This window comes from Frondihabitans sp. 762G35 (assembly GCF_002074055.1).
In the GTDB taxonomy this organism is placed as follows: domain Bacteria; phylum Actinomycetota; class Actinomycetes; order Actinomycetales; family Microbacteriaceae; genus Frondihabitans.
Window position 1 is genome coordinate 1,326,232 of record NZ_CP014619.1, and the last position, 15,824, is coordinate 1,342,055.

Annotated in this window: 12 protein-coding genes; 8 read left to right on the forward strand and 4 right to left on the reverse strand. The window is 71.2% G+C overall.

Going from position 1 to position 15,824, the window contains the following annotated elements; all coding sequences use genetic code 11:
• The first annotated feature begins 46 nt into the window (after positions 1 to 46).
• The 3 genes from AS850_RS06430 (at position 47) to AS850_RS06440 (ending at position 2,026) form a co-directional block, all read left to right on the forward strand.
• Positions 47 to 535 (forward strand): FHA domain-containing protein, encoded by a 489-nt coding sequence (locus tag AS850_RS06430; protein WP_119868363.1) that lies wholly within the window; start codon positions 47 to 49, stop codon positions 533 to 535.
• On the forward strand, positions 535 to 1,233 hold the full coding sequence (ftsR, locus tag AS850_RS06435) for a transcriptional regulator FtsR (RefSeq protein WP_119868364.1): 699 nt from the start codon (positions 535 to 537) through the stop codon (positions 1,231 to 1,233). Before AS850_RS06430 ends, ftsR begins: the two co-directional genes overlap by 1 nt.
• 307 nt (positions 1,234 to 1,540) lie before the next feature.
• The gene (locus tag AS850_RS06440) at positions 1,541 to 2,026 is read left to right on the forward strand and encodes a MerR family transcriptional regulator (RefSeq protein ID WP_236940895.1); all 486 of its coding nucleotides are present in this window, start codon (positions 1,541 to 1,543) and stop codon (positions 2,024 to 2,026) included.
• 609 nt (positions 2,027 to 2,635) lie between these two features.
• Here the strand turns inward: AS850_RS06440 and AS850_RS06445 are convergent.
• A complete protein-coding gene (locus AS850_RS06445; RefSeq protein ID WP_119870177.1) occupies positions 2,636 to 3,448 on the reverse strand; it encodes a ParA family protein in 813 nt (270 codons plus the stop codon).
• A 111-nt stretch (positions 3,449 to 3,559) separates the two neighbouring features.
• Between AS850_RS06445 and AS850_RS06450 the strand changes: the two genes are divergently transcribed.
• A complete protein-coding gene (locus tag AS850_RS06450; protein WP_119868366.1) occupies positions 3,560 to 6,958 on the forward strand; it encodes a pyruvate carboxylase in 3,399 nt (1,132 codons plus the stop codon).
• 91 nt (positions 6,959 to 7,049) lie between these two features.
• Positions 7,050 to 7,541 carry a peptide deformylase gene (locus tag AS850_RS06455; RefSeq protein WP_119868367.1) on the forward strand — a complete coding sequence of 164 codons (492 nt, stop codon included), beginning with the start codon at positions 7,050 to 7,052 and terminating at the stop codon, positions 7,539 to 7,541.
• 12 nt (positions 7,542 to 7,553) lie between these two features.
• On the opposite strand, the gene AS850_RS06460 is transcribed toward AS850_RS06455, so the two are convergent.
• Entirely contained in the window at positions 7,554 to 8,978 is a 1,425-nt protein-coding gene (locus AS850_RS06460; RefSeq protein WP_119868368.1) for an AMP-binding protein, read from the reverse strand.
• 63 nt (positions 8,979 to 9,041) lie between these two features.
• On the opposite strand from AS850_RS06460, the gene AS850_RS06465 reads away from it, so the two are divergent.
• The 3 genes from AS850_RS06465 to AS850_RS06475 all read left to right on the forward strand — a co-directional run bounded on the left by AS850_RS06465 (position 9,042) and on the right by AS850_RS06475 (position 12,183).
• The gene (locus tag AS850_RS06465) at positions 9,042 to 9,992 is read left to right on the forward strand and encodes an ROK family glucokinase (protein ID WP_119868369.1); all 951 of its coding nucleotides are present in this window, start codon (positions 9,042 to 9,044) and stop codon (positions 9,990 to 9,992) included.
• A 64-nt stretch (positions 9,993 to 10,056) separates the two neighbouring features.
• On the forward strand, positions 10,057 to 10,746 hold the full coding sequence (locus AS850_RS06470) for a lysophospholipid acyltransferase family protein (protein WP_119868370.1): 690 nt from the start codon (positions 10,057 to 10,059) through the stop codon (positions 10,744 to 10,746).
• Positions 10,747 to 10,848: 102 nt separating this feature from the next.
• Entirely contained in the window at positions 10,849 to 12,183 is a 1,335-nt protein-coding gene (locus AS850_RS06475) for a class II 3-deoxy-7-phosphoheptulonate synthase (RefSeq protein ID WP_119870178.1), read from the forward strand.
• Between the two features lie 87 nt (positions 12,184 to 12,270).
• Here AS850_RS06475 and pknB read toward each other — a convergent pair whose 3' ends face one another.
• The gene (gene pknB / locus AS850_RS06480) at positions 12,271 to 14,217 is read right to left on the reverse strand and encodes a Stk1 family PASTA domain-containing Ser/Thr kinase (protein WP_442856910.1); all 1,947 of its coding nucleotides are present in this window, start codon (positions 14,215 to 14,217) and stop codon (positions 12,271 to 12,273) included.
• Between the two features lie 91 nt (positions 14,218 to 14,308).
• On the reverse strand, positions 14,309 to 15,616 hold the full coding sequence (locus tag AS850_RS06485) for a muramidase family protein (protein ID WP_236940854.1): 1,308 nt from the start codon (positions 15,614 to 15,616) through the stop codon (positions 14,309 to 14,311).
• Between the last annotated feature and the right edge of the window lie 208 nt (positions 15,617 to 15,824).

Sequence of the window (15,824 nt, forward strand, 5' to 3'; positions counted from 1 at the left end):
CCCCGGTAACGATTCCGCTACGCTTGGGGGCCACAGGAGGTCCACGATGGCAGAGCACGCCACCCCGGCTAATGGCGCCGGGGCGCCCCACGAAGGCGCCCACCACGAGGTCGACACGACCCTCAGCTTCAACGAGGAGTTCCAGGCCCAGCTCGCCGCCCTCGAGGGCGGAGTGTCGACCGACGAGCGCGAGGCCGTTTCGGCCCTCCCGTCCGGTTCGGCTCTCCTCGTGGTCCGTCGCGGCCCCAACATCGGGGCCCGCTTCCTGCTCGACGCCGACGTCACGCTCGCCGGTCGCCACCCCGACGCGGGCATCTTCCTCGACGACGTCACCGTGAGCCGTCGCCACGCGGAGTTCCACCGCCACGGCACGTCCTTCAGCGTCAAAGACCTCGGCTCCCTCAACGGCACCTACTTCGACGGTGTCCGCATCGACGAAGCGCTCCTCAGCGACGGCGCCGAGGTGCAGGTGGGCAAGTTCCGACTGACCTTCTACGCGTCGCGAGTCGATCTCGCCAACCTGGCGATCAAGTAGTGCCTCGTGCACTCGCCCGGGCGTCTCACGCCCCGGGTGTCTCCGAGCTCTTGACCATCGGTCAGGTGCTCGCGCGTCTGAAGCCCGAGTTCCCGGACCTCAGCAACTCGAAGCTCCGGTTCCTCGAGGAGCGCCAGCTGGTGACCCCGGTGCGGACCGAATCCGGCTATCGCAAGTTCTCCGCCTCCGACGTCGAGCGACTCCGCTTCATCCTGGCGCTCCAGCGCGACCACTACCTGCCGCTCAAGGTCATCCGCCAGCACCTCGACGACCTCGATGCCGGCCGTCCGTCGACGCTCCCCACGGGGACGGCACCGACCTCGATGCTGACGGGTGCCCGGCGCCTCAACCGCGAGGAGCTCCTCGCCGAGGCCGGTGCCAGCGCGGCGCTCCTCGACGACGCGATCGGCACCTCGCTCGTCCCGGCGGGCGAGTTCTTCGGCGACGAGGCCGTCCAGGTCGTCTCCGCGCTGGTCGAGCTCAAGAAGTCCGGCATCGAGCCGCGGCACCTGCGTGCCGTCCGCGCCGCCGCGGAACGCGAGATCGGCCTCATCGAGAGCGCCGTCGCTCCTGCCGCCCGACGTCGCGACGCGGCCGGTCGCGCGCGCGTGGCCGAGCTCGCCCGCGAGATCGCCGACCAGCTCGAGATCGTGCGCAGCAGCATCATTCGCTCCGAGATCGGCCGCCTCGAGTCGTAGACTGCCGGAGGGGTCGAGCAATCTGATCGACACGCCGGACGACGAAGTCGAATGTCGCGAGGAGACCCCGGGGATGTGGGTACCGTTGACCCCGGTACAACCATCAACCCAGTGTTGAAACTTTCACCGGTTTCGACGGCATCCTGGGAGGCCGGTGTCGCTTCCGACACCGTGCCGGGGCGGGTCTCGAAGAATAACGCTTGGAAGGCATTCGATGAGTGAGTCAGGTTCCCCCACGGGTTCCCTCGATGACGGGCCCCGCGCCTCGTCCTCTGCCTACGGCGAAGAGCTTCTGTTCACCGACGGGATGGTCGAGCTCGAAGACGACCACGGCTACCGCGGCACCGCCGCCGCCCGCGCCGCCGGCATCAGCTACCGCCAGCTCGACTACTGGGCCCGCACCGGCCTCGTCGAGCCCACCGTCCGCGGCGCCGCGGGCTCGGGCACGCAGCGCCTCTACGGCTTCCGCGACATCCTCGTGCTGAAGCTCGTCAAGCGCCTCCTCGACACCGGGATCTCCCTCCAGCAGATCCGCACCGCCGTCAACCAGCTCCGCGAGTCCGGCGTCAACGACCTCGCCCAGACGACCCTCATGAGCGACGGCGCCTCCGTCTACCTCTGCACGTCCAACGACGAGGTCATCGACCTCGTCTCCCGCGGCCAGGGCGTCTTCGGCATCGCCGTCGGCAAGGTCCTCCGCGAGGTGGAGCACTCCCTCGTCGAACTCGACTCGACGCCCGCCGTCGACCCCGCCGACGAGCTCGCGGCCCGCAGGAGCACGCGCGCCAGCTGACGCCGCCGCGCGCCGCGCCACGGGCGCGTGTTGCTCGCGTGGCTCAACCGCGACCCCGCCCAGCCTCCGCGCCCCCCGTCCCCGCTTGCGAGTCCCGCCCTGCCCGTCCGACGCTTACTCAGGACGTGCCGTCGCTTCTCAGGAGTCGCCTTGCGGGTGGGGACCCATTTCAGGAGAACACGGCGCTTCATGCCGCTTCAGCAAGAGCCGCGGCGCGGTTCTCCTGATTGACGTCGGGCACGGACCCCGCCGATGAGCCACCGTCGGTGGGCCTTCTCCTCGCCCGCCCGCCGCTCTCCCTTTCAGGAAGGGACTGCGCTTCCGCAGGAGCACACCCCGCACGCGGCACCGTCTTCAGGAAAACACGGCGCTTCAGACGGCGTCGGCGGGAGCCGCGGCGTGGATCTCCTGAATGAGGTCGCGCATGCAACCTGCCGATGACACGCCCCCCGAGATTGTGGCTCACCCGCCCGGCGCTCGCCTTCCGAGGCGAACACGCCGCTCGGCGCGGGAACGGGAGGAACGGCGGGTAACGCGGGCACCGCAGGATCCGCACCGCAACCGTTCTGATTCACGAACCGCGGAGGCCTCCGGGCCTCGAGCGAACCGTCAGCGGACGGCGGGCTCCGCGTAGTCGCCGATCTTGGCCGTGCGCATGATGCGCTCGAGCAGCTGGTCGAAGTTGCGCGCCATCTCCTGCGCGCTCTCGCCCGGCCAGACGTGGAGGGGCTTCGCCGCTCCCTGCGCCTGCTGGAGGGAGGTCCGCTCGGGCAGCTGCGGCGAGAGGACGAGCGGCCCGAACATGTCGCGGAGCTCCTTGATGCGGAACTGGTGCTCGAGCGACTGCACGCGGGCCCGGTTGACGATGATGCCGAGGGGCTGGAGCCGCGGCGAGAGACCGCGACGGATCTCCTCGATCGCCCGCAGCGCGCGGTCGGCGGCGGCCACGGAGAAGAGACCGGGCTCGGTGACGACGGTGACCCGGTCGGAGGCCGCCCACGCCGTGCGGGTGAGGGCGTTGAGCGAGGGGGCACAGTCGATCAGGACGAGGTCGTAGTCGGCCTCGACGTTCGCGAGGGCCTCCTCGAGCTTCCAGATGTCGCGGATCGACGGGTGCGGTCCGTCGAAGTTGATGGCGGAGGGGCTGCCGATCATGACGTCGATCTTGCCGGTGCGACCCTTCGTCCAGCCGGAGGGGGCGATGGCCGCGCGGACCGTCTTCTCCTTCGGGGAGGCGAGCACGTCGGCGACGTTGAGGTGGCCGGCCACGGTGATGTCGAGACCCGTCGACACGTCGGACTGGGGGTCGAGGTCGACCACGAGGGTCCGGAGACCCTTGGCGAAGGCTGCCGACGTGAGTCCGAGCGTCACGGTCGTCTTGCCGACGCCGCCTTTGAGAGAGCTGACGCTGAGTACATGCACGAACAAGACGATACCTTCACTACTGTTGAGACACCTAAAAGCTGACCGCCAACCGTGTGCCGCGGTGTGTCACGGCCGGCGACCAGAGGTCGACAGAAAGGCACTCCCGACGTGTTCTCGAAGATCCTCGTCGCCAACCGCGGTGAAATCGCCATCCGGGCGTTCCGCGCCGCGTACGAGCTGGGGGCCCGCACGGTCGCGGTCTATCCCTGGGAAGACCGCAACTCCCTGCACCGACTGAAGGCCGACGAGGCGTACCAGATCGGCGAGATCGGGCATCCCGTGCGCGCCTACCTCGACGTGCAGGAGATCGTCCGGGTCGCCGTCGAGTCCGGGGCCGACGCCATCTACCCGGGCTACGGGTTCCTCTCCGAGAACCCCGAGCTCGCGCACGCGGCGAAGGCCGCGGGCATCACCTTCATCGGCCCCGGGCAGCACGTCCTCGAGATGGCCGGCAACAAGGTCACGGCGAAGGAGAAGGCGATCGAGGCGGGCGTCCCCGTGCTCAGGTCGACGCCGGCCAGCCGCGACATCGAGGAGCTCATCGCGGGCGCCGACGACATCGGCTTCCCCGTCTTCGCCAAGGCGGTCGCGGGAGGCGGCGGTCGGGGCATGCGCCGCGTCGACACCCCGGCCGACCTCCGTCCGGCCCTCGAGGCCGCGATGCGCGAGGCCGACAGCGCGTTCGGCGACCCCACGATGTTCATCGAGCAGGCGGTCGTCCGACCGCGGCACATCGAGGTGCAGATCCTCGCGGACGCGACGGGGGAGACGGTCCACCTGTTCGAGCGGGACTGCTCCGTGCAGCGTCGACACCAGAAGGTGGTCGAGATCGCCCCGGCGCCGAACCTCGACGAGGGCATCCGGCAGGCCATGTATCGCGACGCGATCGCCTTCGCGAAGTCGATCGGCTACGTGAACGCCGGCACGGTCGAGTTCCTGCTCGACACGGCGGGCGAGCGGAAGGGCCAGCACGTCTTCATCGAGATGAACCCGCGCATCCAGGTCGAGCACACCGTCACCGAGGAGGTGACGGACGTCGACCTCGTCCTGTCGCAGATGCGCATCGCCTCCGGCCAGACCCTCCGCGAGCTGGGTCTTGCGCAGGAGCAGATCCACCTCCGCGGCGCCGCCCTGCAGTGCCGCATCACCACCGAGGATCCCAACGCCGGATTCCGCCCCGACACCGGCCGCATCACGACGTACCGCTCGCCCGGCGGAGCGGGGATCCGCCTCGACGGGGGCACGGTCAACCCCGGCACGCAGATCAGCCCGCACTTCGACTCGATGCTCGCCAAGATGACGGCGCGAGGACGCGACTTCCCGGCAGCCGTCGTCCGGGCCAAGCGAGGCCTGGCCGAGTTCCGGATCCGCGGCGTCTCGACGAACATCCCCTTCCTCCAGGCCGTCCTCGACGACCCGTCCTTCGCGGCGGGCGACCTCAGCACCTCGTTCATCGAGGAGCGCCCGTCGCTCTTCGAGGGGCACGTGTCGAAAGACCGCGGCACGAAGATCCTGACCTGGCTCGCCGACGTCACCGTCAACCAGCCGAACGGCCGCGGCGAGGGCGCCATCGACCCGGCGCTCAAGCTTCCTGCGGTCGACCTCGAGAAGGCTCCGCCCGCAGGATCCCGGCAGCGCCTCCTCGAGCTGGGTCCCGTCCGCTTCGCCCAGGCCCTCCGCGCCCAGACCGCTCTGGCCGTCACCGAGACGACCATGCGCGACGCGCACCAGTCGCTCCTGGCCACGCGCGTGCGGTCGAAGGACCTCCTCGCCGTCGCGCCCCACGTGGCGCGGCTCACCCCCGAGCTCCTGAGCGTCGAGGCCTGGGGCGGCGCCACCTACGACGTGGCCCTGCGCTTCCTCGGCGAGGACCCCTGGCAGCGGCTGGCGTCGCTCCGCGAGGCGCTGCCGAACGTGGCGATCCAGATGCTGCTCCGCGGCCGCAACACCGTCGGCTACACGCCGTACCCGACCGAGGTGACCAGCGCGTTCGTCAAGGAGGCCGCCGACACGGGGGTCGACATCTTCCGCATCTTCGACGCGCTCAACGACGTGTCGCAGATGCGCCCGGCCATCGACGCGGTCCTCGAGACGGAGACGACGGTGGCCGAGGTGGCCCTCTGCTACACGGCCGACCTCCTCGACCCCGACGAGACGCTCTACACCCTCGACTACTACCTGAGGCTCGCCGAGCAGATCGTCGAGGCCGGGGCGCACGTCATCGCGATCAAGGACATGGCGGGGCTCCTGCGCGCCGGAGCCGCCGAGAAGCTCGTCGGCGCCCTGCGGCAGCGGTTCGACCTGCCCGTCCACGTCCACACGCACGACACGGCCGGTGGGCAGCTCGCCACGCTCCTCGCGGCCGCCCGCGCCGGCGCCGACGCCGTCGACGTCGCGAGCGCTCCGATGGCGGGGACGACCTCGCAGCCGTCCGCCTCGGCCCTCGTGGCGGCGCTCGCGCACACGGAGCGCGACACGGGGCTCTCGCTCCTGGCCGTGTCCGACCTCGAGCCGTACTGGGAGGCCGTCCGGCGGGTCTACCGACCGTTCGAATCCGGTCTGCCGGGCCCGACGGGTCGCGTCTACAAGCACGAGATCCCCGGCGGGCAGCTCTCGAACCTCCGCCAGCAGGCGATCGCACTCGGCCTCGGCGACCAGTTCGAGAAGGTCGAGGACTGGTACGCGGAGGCGAACCGGATCCTCGGTCGGCCGACGAAGGTCACGCCGTCGTCGAAGGTCGTCGGCGACCTCGCGCTGCAGCTCGCCGCCGCCGGCGCCGACCCCGCGGAGTTCGAGGAGCACCCCGAGCGCTTCGACATCCCCGACTCCGTCATCGGGTTCATGGCCGGGGAGCTCGGCGACCTGCCGGGGGGCTGGCCGGAGCCGTTCCGCACGAAGGTGCTCGCGGGTCGCGACGTCAAGGTGGGCGTCGAGCCCGTGGATCCTGCCGACCTCGAAGCCCTCGCCGTGCCCGGTCGTGCGCGGCAGGAGCTGCTGAACCGGCTTCTCTTCGCCGGGCCGACGAAGCAGTACCGCCAGGTCGTCGACACCTACGGCGACCTCTCGGTCGTGTCGACCCCCGACTACCTCTACGGGCTTCAGCAGGGGATCGAGCACACGGTCCCCGTGTCGCGGGGCGTCAACCTCTACATCGGTCTCGAGGCGATCGGCGAGGCCGACGAGAAGGGCGTGCGTACCGTCATGACGACGATCAACGGCCAGCTCCGCCCGGTCTTCATCCGCGACCGCTCGATCGAGGTCCAGGCGAAATCGGCCGATAAGGCCGACCGCACCGTGCCCGGCGAGATCGCCGCCCCGTTCTCGGGCGTGGTCACGCTGAAGGCGGCCGTCGGCGACCGGATCGAGGCGGGAGCCCCCGTCGCGTCGATCGAGGCCATGAAGATGGAGGCGGCGATCACCTCGCCCGTCGCGGGCACCGTGACGAGACTCGCCATCCCGTCCACCCAGCAGGTGGACGCGGGCGACCTCCTCGTCGTCGTCTCGTAGGCTGTCCTGTCGGCGCGGTCGCGCGGCGCACCCGTCGGCGCGATCGCAGACCGCACCTCCCTCACCCGTCACCACCAGGAGAACCACCGCAGTGAGCGAAAGACCCATCCGGCTGTTCGGCGATCCCGTGCTCCGTTCGCCGTCCGACCCGGTGAAGCTCGACGATCCGGGGCTGCCCGGCCTCGTCCACGACCTCATCGACACGGTGACCGTCCCCGGCCGCGCCGGAGTGGCGGCGTGCCAGATCGGCGTCGGTCTCCGCGCGTTCAGCTACAACGTCGACGGCGAGATCGGCTACCTCCTCAATCCGGAGATCGTCGAGCTCCGAGGCGAGCCCGAGCTCGTCGACGAGGGCTGCCTGTCGGTGCCGGGATTCTTCTTCCCGCGCCGCCGCTACCCGTTCGCCCGCGCCGTCGGCGTCGACCTCGACGGGAACCGGGTCGAGCTGGAGGGCGAGGGTCTGATGGCCCAGGCGCTGCAGCACGAGACCGACCACCTCGACGGCACGCTGTACGTCATGGGCCTGGAGCCCGAGACGAAGCGCGACGCCATGCGGAGGATCCGCGAGAGCGACTGGTTCTAGGGGCGAACGGCCCTAGTCGGCCTGGGCCTCGGAGCCCGACGTCGGGTTCGGAGCCCGGCCCCGGATCCGGACGCGGCCCTCGTCGAGCGACGCGGGGAGACCCGTGTCGACGGAGCCGTCTCCCGCCGAGGCTCCGGAGACTCGCGAGGCCGCCGAGGACTCGACCGGCACCGCTCGCGCCACACCGAGCCCGGCGAGGACGAGGGTGCCGGCCGGCGAGATCGACGCCTCGACCCCGTCGAGGGGACGGCCGATCGTGCCCTCGGGGCGCCCGAAGGGATCGCCCGGGCGCTCGACGATCGCGATGCCGGCCGTCTCGGCCGACCCGTAGGCCTCGAGCGGGCGGGCCTCGAGAGCGCGCATGAGCAGGCGGAGCCGCGGTGCGAGCGAGGTCTCGTCGGCGATGGACACGATGTCGACGAGGCGGCCCCCGGCCGTCCGGCGGAGTCCCCGCAGCACGAGGGCGTCCGCCACGGCGAATCGCGTGCGGAGGCCCCTCGACACCGGGCCGTCGAGAGCGCCCGCGTACTCGTCGGCCACCTCGAGGGCCTGTCGGACCGCCGGTGCGCGCCCGGCCGACTGCGCACGCTCCTGGGCGGCGTGGTCGAGCGCTTCGAGGAGCGGCGGTCGCGCCACGAGCAGCGTGGGGCGGAAGCTCGCGAGGGTCGCGACGAGTCGCGCAGGATCCGCGAGGTGACCCATCCGCGCCCCGAGCGTCACGGCCACGAGCGCCGTGATCCGCGAGGCGACGTCGGTCGCGGGCAGGACGAGGAGCGCGGCCGGCTCTGCGATCTCGGGGCGGTCGCGGTCGCCGGCGGGGCGGGCGAGCACCCCCGCCAGGGCCACGGCGCGCGAGGCCGCGACGCCGTGCGTGAGGGTCGTGCGTCGCAGGACGCCGCCGTCCTGGCCGAGGTAGTGGTCCGCGAGGGGCGTCTCGGCGCCGATCTCGACGATCCGGGCGCCGAGCTCCGCGTCGGAGACGCCGCCGCGGCCTCGGAGGGCGAGCTTGTCGAGGTCGGCCAGGGCGATCTGCCACACCTGCTGCACCGAGGGGAGGTCGCTGTGCAGCTCGTCGAAGCGGGCGAAGTCGCGGGCGGTCTCGACGACCACGCCGACCGCTCGCGCGTCGTCGAGGACCGCGAGCAGCGACTCCTGCGCGATGTCGGCGTCGAGCGGCACGGTCGCGATGCCGACCATCGCGGCGGCGAAGTCGACGAGGGTCGCCTCGAACCGATTGGAGCACAGCACGCCCACGCGATCGCCGACCCGGAGACCCTCCGTGAGGAAGCCCTTGGCCAGCGCGCGGACGCGATCGAGGAACTCCGCGGCGGTGAGGTCGAACCAGCCGCCGAACGTGTCGGGGAGGGAGATCAGACGCGACGCGGGATCGAGCGCCACCCGCTCGAGGAGCAGCGCTGTGGTCGTCGAGGCGGACATGCCCTCACCCTATCGAAGGGGCCGTGGCGGGTCGCCCGGAGCACGGCAGTACACTGAATCCTCGTGCAGGCCATCGGAATCGACATCGGCGGAACCAAGATCGCGGGGGGCGTGGTCACCGAACTCGGCGAGATCGTCGCGGAGCGTCGGGTCCCGACCCCGGGCGACGACTCGGAGGCCATCGTCGCCGCCGTCGTCCGGATGATCCGCGAGCTCCAGAGCGAGCACGACGTCGTCGCCGCCGGAGTCGCGGCGCCGGGATTCATCGACGCCGCGCAGTCGACGGTCTACTACACGCCCAACATCCCCTGGCGGAACGAGCCGCTCCGGGCCCGGCTCAACGACGAGCTCGACCTCCACATCACCATCGACAACGACGCCAACGCCGCCGGGTGGGCCGAGTTCCGTTTCGGGGCCGCGCGCCTCGTGAGCGACATGGCGATGCTGACCATCGGCACCGGCGTCGGCGGCGCCATCGTCGCCCAGGATCGCCTTCTCCGCGGCGGCTTCGGCACGGGCGGCGAGCTCGGGCACCTCCGGGTCGTGCCGAACGGCCTGCCCTGCGGCTGCGGCGCCTTCGGCTGCATCGAGCAGTACGGCTCCGGCCGGGCCCTCCTCCGCATGGCCGGCGAGGTCGCCGACCGCGGGGGCGCCACGGGCAAGGCCCTCGCCGACCTCCGGTCGGCCCACGGCGCGCTCTCCGGGCACGACGTGGCGGGGCTCCTCAGCGCCGGCGACCCGGGCGCCCTCGAGGCGCTCCGCGAGCTCGGCTCCTGGATCGGCCAGGCCTGCGCGTCGCTCAGCGTCGTGCTCGACCCCCAGCTCTTCGTCATCGGCGGCGGGGTCGCGCAGTCGGGGGAGCTGCTGCTCGCCCCGATCCGCGAGGCCTACCTCACGCACCTGCCGGCGCGCGGCTTCCACCCGGAGCCCGACTTCGTCATCGCCGAGCTCGTGAACGACGCGGGCGTCGTCGGGGCGGCCGACCTGGCGCGGCTCCACGTCGCCGCGCTCTGACCGCCCTCTGCCGCGCCCTTCCGGGCCGCCACTAGAATCGACGAGCCGAGCGGAGGGAACAGCCTTGTTCTACTGGATCATGAAGACGTTCCTGTTCCGCCCGATCCTGCTGTCGATCTTCCGACCGTGGGTCGTCGGCAAGCAGAACGTGCCCGAGTCCGGTCCCGTCATCTTCGCGAGCAACCACCTCTCGTTCGTCGACTCGATCTTCCTTCCGCTCGTCCTGGAGCGTCGGATCTCGTTCCTGGCGAAGAGCGACTACTTCACGGGCCGGGGAGTCCGCGGGCTCGCCACGCGCCTGTTCTTCAACGCCACCGGGCAGCTCTCCATCGACCGCTCCGGCGGCAAGGCGTCGGAGGCCTCCCTCGCGACGGGCCTCGGCGTCCTCGCCCGCGGGGAGCAGCTCGGCATCTACCCCGAGGGCACCAGGAGCCCCGACGGGCGCCTCTACCGGGGGCGGACCGGCGTCGCACGGATGATCCTGGAGGGGCGGGTGAAGGTGATCCCGGTCGCGATGATCGACACGCAGAAGGTCATGATCACCGGTTCGAAGAGGCCGCACCTCCACCGCATCGGGGTCGTGTTCGGGGAGCCGCTCGACTTCAGCCGGTTCGAGGGGCTGGAGGGCGACCGCTTCATCCTGCGGTCCATCACCGACGAGATCATGCACTCGCTGAACACTCTCGGGGGCCAGGAATACGTCGACGTCTACGCGTCCTCGGTCAAGGAGAGGCGCGCCGTCCTTTCGCGATAGGCTCGATTCTCGTGGCCGCAAGGCCGTCGAACAGCCCCACGATCTGAACGAGGACACCAGGTGCTCCAGCCCGAATTCCCAGTCGTCACCGCCGATCCCGACGTGATCGCAGGGCTGGACTATTGGCGGACCCTCCCCATCAAGCAGCAGCCGTCCTGGCCCGACCCGACCGCCGTCGCCGCGGCGTCGGCCGAGATCGCGACGTACCCGCCCCTCGTCTTCGCGGGCGAGGTCGACACGCTCCGCGAGCGGCTCGCCTCGGCCGCGGCCGGCGAGGCGTTCCTCCTGCAGGGCGGCGACTGCGCCGAGACCTTCGCGGACGCCACGGCCGACAACATCCGCAACCGGGTCAAGACGATCCTGCAGATGGCGGTCGTGCTCACCTACGGCGCCTCCGTTCCCGTCATCAAGATGGGCCGCATGGCCGGGCAGTTCGCGAAGCCCCGCTCGAGCGACGTCGAGACCCGCGACGGCGTCTCGCTGCCCGCGTACCGCGGCGACATCATCAACGGCTACGACTTCACGCCGGAGTCCCGGCAGCCCGATCCCCAGCGGCTCGTCCGCGGCTACCACACGTCCGCGTCGACGCTGAATCTCATCCGGGCCTTCACGCAGGGTGGCTTCGCCGACCTCCGCCAGGTGCACTCCTGGAACAAAGGCTTCGCGTCGAACCCGGCGAACGTCATGTACGAGCACCTGGCCAAGGAGATCGACAAGGCGGTCCGCTTCATGGAGGCGGCCGGAGCCGATTTCGACGAGATGCGGCGCGCCGAGTTCTACACCTGCCACGAGGCGCTCCTGATGGACTACGAGCGGCCGATGACCCGCATCGACTCGCGGACGGGCACGCCTTACGCGCTGTCGTCGCACTTCCAGTGGATCGGCGAGCGGACCCGCGACCTCGACGGCGCCCACGTCGACTTCCTCTCCCGCGTGCGCAACCCGATCGGCGTCAAACTCGGCCCCACGACGACGCCCGACGACATGATGCGCCTGATCGACAAGCTCGATCCCGAGCGCGAGCCCGGCCGACTCACCTTCATCACGCGGATGGGCGCCGGGAAGATCCGCGACGCCCTGCCGCCGCTCCTGGAGGCCATCAAGGCCGCCGACGCCACTCCGCTGTGGGTCTCCGACCCGATGCACGGGAACGGCATGACGACGCCGTCCGGCTACAAGACGCGTCGCTTCGAGGAGATCGTCGACGAGGTCAAGGGCTTCTTCGAGGCGCACCGCGCCGCGGGGACGCACCCGGGCGGCATCCACATCGAGCTGACCGGCGACGACGTCACGGAGTGCCTCGGCGGTTCCGAGCACATCGACGAGGCGACTCTCGCGACGCGCTACGAGAGCCTCTGCGACCCGCGGCTCAACCACATGCAGTCGCTCGAGCTCGCGTTCCTCGTCTCCGAGGAGCTGTCGCTGGCCCAGGCCTAGTCCGGCGCGAGCCCGCACGGCTCGACAAGGGCACTGTTCACGACGCCGCCGCGCCTCTTCGAGGGTGCGGCGGCGTCGTCCGTCGGATCAGCCGACCAGGCTCCAGGTGAGGGCGATCGTGTCGTTCCGGTAGGCCGTGGCGCCGCCGGCGGGCGTTGTTGCCGTGACGTTGGCGACGCTCTTCCAGTCGCCGAGATCGCAGAGCGCCCGCGGCGTGCACGCGTCGTAGGAGACCTTGAGGCCGAGCTTGGAGATGTCGGCGATCGCCTGCTTCATCGACTTGCCCCGCTCGTCGGGGACGGTGATCGGCGTCGGCCCCTTGGAGACGACGAGGTTGATCGTGGCGCCCGGCGTCACCGGCCCCGAGGCGGCCGGTGAGGAGCTGATGACGGCCCCGGAGGCGACGGTCTCGCTGAACTCCGAACCCGTCTGGGTGCCGGTGAGGCCGACGGCGGAGAGGGCCGCCTGCGCGTCACCGAGGGACTTCCCGGCCACGTCGGGGACGGGGCCGAGCGACACCGTGAGGGTGACCGGCTGCTTCTCGCCGTAGGTGGAGGCGTCGGCGAGGTCGACCGCGGCGCCCGCGGCGTTCGTGCCGGCCACGCCGATCACGACCCCCTTCGCCTGATCGCCGAAGCGCGACACCGAGTCGCGGACGACGAAGGCCGAGAGGGCCGACTTCGCCGCCGACTCCTGCTGGCCCACCACCTCGGGGAACGGCAGGAGCCGCGGCCCCTGCGAGACGAGGAGGGCCACCCGCGACCCCTTGGGCACGCTCGCTCCCGAGCCGGGACGCGTGCCGGTCACCTGCCCCGCCTTGATGACGGCGTCGTTGACCTTGATCTGCTGCGGAGCCACGGTGAAGCCCTGGGCGGTCAGGGCGGCGGTCGCCTCGGCGACGCTCCGGTTGGCGACACCGGGGACGGCCGCCTGCGCGCCCGGGCCGGTCGAGAACCACCACGCCGTGCCTCCGGCGATCAGGGCCAGGACCACGACGAGCACGAGCAGCACCGCGCCGCGACGACGCCGGACGGCCGCCTTGCGCCCGAGCGCGTCGGCGTTCGCCGAGCTGGTCGCAGGAGCCACGGGTCCGGTTCGGTGCCGGGCCTTGGGCAGGATCGCGGTGTCGCCGGTCCGCCCTCCCGGTGCCGGCGGCACGGGGGCCATCGCGGCCGGCAGCACAATCGTCTTGTGGACGCCCGTGGTCTTCGGTTCGGCGACGCCTCGCTGGAGGTCGTAGAGGTGCTCGAGCATCGCCCGGGCGTCGCGCGGACGCTGGTCGGGGTCGCGCGCGGTCGCCCAGAGGACGAGCTCGTCGAGCTCGGGTGGAACCCGGGGGTTCACCGCGCTCGGCATCGGCACGGTGTCGTTCGCGTGCTGGTAGGCGATCTGCATCGGCTGCTCGCCCTTGTAGGGCTGCTCGCCGGTGAGCATCTCGTAGAGCATGATGCCGAGCGCGTAGATGTCGCTGCGGGTGTCGGCGATGCCGCGGGTCACGAGCTCGGGGGAGAGGTAGGCGATCGTGCCGAGGAGCGCGGCGCCGGTGGCCGTGTTCGCGCTGGCGGCGCGCGCGAGGCCGAAGTCGCCGATCTTGATCCGGCCGTCGTCGGCGAGGAGGACGTTCTCCGGCTTGAGGTCGCGGTGGACGATGCCCGACTTGTGAGCGGCGGCGAGGCCCGCGAGCACCGCCTCGAGGATGTCGGTCGCCTGGTCCGGCGTCAGCACCTTGTGCTCCTGGAGGAGCTCGCGCAGCGTGATGCCGGGGAGGTACTCCATGACGAGGTAGGCGGACTCGTCGTCCTGGCCCTGGTCGAACACGTTGACCACGTTGGGGTGCGCCAGCCGAGCCGCGGACCGCGCCTCCTGGATGAAGCGCTCCTTGAAGTTCTCGTCGTCGGCGAGGTGGCCGTGCATGATCTTGACGGCGACCGGCCGTTCCAGCCGGAGGTCGGAGGCGAGGTAGACCGTCGCCATGCCGCCGCGGGCGATGCGTGAGCGCACCTGGTATCGGCCGTCGATGAGGCGGCCGATCATCGGGTCAGTCTGGTTGGCGCTCACTCGAGGGATTTTACGGTCGGAGCGCTGATCGGAGAGGCCAACTCACCGCCGCGGGCCAAACCGTTACTCAGAGGGAGGCGAGCCAGACGCGGGCGGGGCGCTCCCACTTGGCGTAGGCGGTCGGGTAGGCGGACACCTGGACCGCCTGGGCGGCCTGGGTCACCGTCATCCGCGACCAGCCGCGGAGGTCGAGGAGCCCGCGCGTCTTGCCCGCGTTGGGGTTGTGCAGGCCGCCGAAGAACAGTCGGGCGGCGTGCGCGGTGTCCATCAGCTGGGCCTTCTTGCCCCAGCCCGTGCTCGGCCGCTGCTGGAACAGGCCGACGGAGTCGCGGTCGCCGTGGGAGAGGTTGCGGAGCCCCGACTCCTGCGCCGCGGCGGAGAGGGCGATGACGATCCCGTAGTCGCTGACCCCGAGCGATCGGCCCACCCGGATGATGGTGCGCGCGTTGGCGGCCTGCTCCGCGTTCAGCGAGCTCGACGGGACGGGCGTGGCGCTCCCGGTCGACGCGGCGCTCACCGCGTGGGCGGCGGACGGGATCGTGAGGCGCTTGCCGGCGTAGATGGTGCTGGTCCAGCTCAGGTGGTTCGCCGCGAGGAGCTTCTCGACGGAGACCGAGTGCGCCTTGGCGATGGAGGAGAGCGTGTCGCCGGTGCGGATCACGTACGTCGACGCCTTCGAGGGCGAGGCGGCCACGGTGCGGACGGGCGCCGGAGCCGGGGCCGCCTTCGCTCCCGGGATCGTGAGGTGCTGGCCCGGGTAGATGATCGTGGTCGGCCCGAGGTGGTTCGCGGCCAGGAGGGCTGACGTCGAGACGCCGTGCCGCGCCGCGATCGACGAGACGGTGTCGCCGCGGACGATCGTGTAGCCCGTGGCGCGGGCGGGCGCAGGAGCCGCGGGTCGCGCCGCGGCCTTCGTCACGGTGTGCGTGAGGTGCAGCGTCTGCCCGGGGTAGATGGTCGACTTCCAGCTGAGTCCGTTGAGCGCGAGGACGCTCGCCGTGGAGAGGCCGAAGCGGCCCGCGATGCTCGACACCGTGTCTCCGGCGGCGACGCGGTAGGTCGTGGGGGCGGCGGCCGACTCGATGACGCCGTCGGTCGTGACGGAGGCGGTGCGGATCTCGGGCGCCGAGAGCTCGGGGGAGACGTCGATCCGGGTCTCGGGGAGCGGACTCACCCCGGGCTTCTTCAGCTGCGGCTGGACGTGGGCGGCGGCGAAGAGCGGGCCGGTCATGTTCAGGGACACGGCCATCGACGACGCCAGGACGATGGGCACGGTCCCCAGCATCGACCGGCCGATGCGATACGCCGCGCTGCGATTCGGGGTCCGGTCAGTCCCGGTCGGTGCGTCGCCGTTCAGCGAATCAGCGCCGGTCATGGATTCTGCGTCGTTCATGGAGCTTCCCCGCGAAGGTCGGTGACGGTGGTCGGCACGGCGACGGCTGAAAGCCGCCTGGTTGCGGGCGGCGTGTCGTCGGTGTCCACGCTGACACAGATGTATAGGCAAGTCAATTAACGGGGCGGGTGTGACGGGTGTGACGACCACCCGAGTTCGGGGGGCGAGCGCGCGGGGGAGCCAACTCGTG

Excerpts from the sequence above, each read along its gene's own strand:
- AS850_RS06485 (WP_236940854.1), bottom strand. The coding sequence starts at position 15,616 with ATGACCGGCGCTGATTCGCTGAACGGCGACGCACCGACCGGGACTGAC.
- pknB (WP_442856910.1), bottom strand. The coding sequence starts at position 14,217 with ATGATCGGCCGCCTCATCGACGGCCGATACCAGGTGCGCTCACGCATC.
- AS850_RS06440 (WP_236940895.1), top strand. The coding sequence starts at position 1,541 with ATGGTCGAGCTCGAAGACGACCACGGCTACCGCGGCACCGCCGCCGCC.
- AS850_RS06430 (WP_119868363.1), top strand. The coding sequence starts at position 47 with ATGGCAGAGCACGCCACCCCGGCTAATGGCGCCGGGGCGCCCCACGAA.
- AS850_RS06460 (WP_119868368.1), bottom strand. The coding sequence starts at position 8,978 with ATGTCCGCCTCGACGACCACAGCGCTGCTCCTCGAGCGGGTGGCGCTC.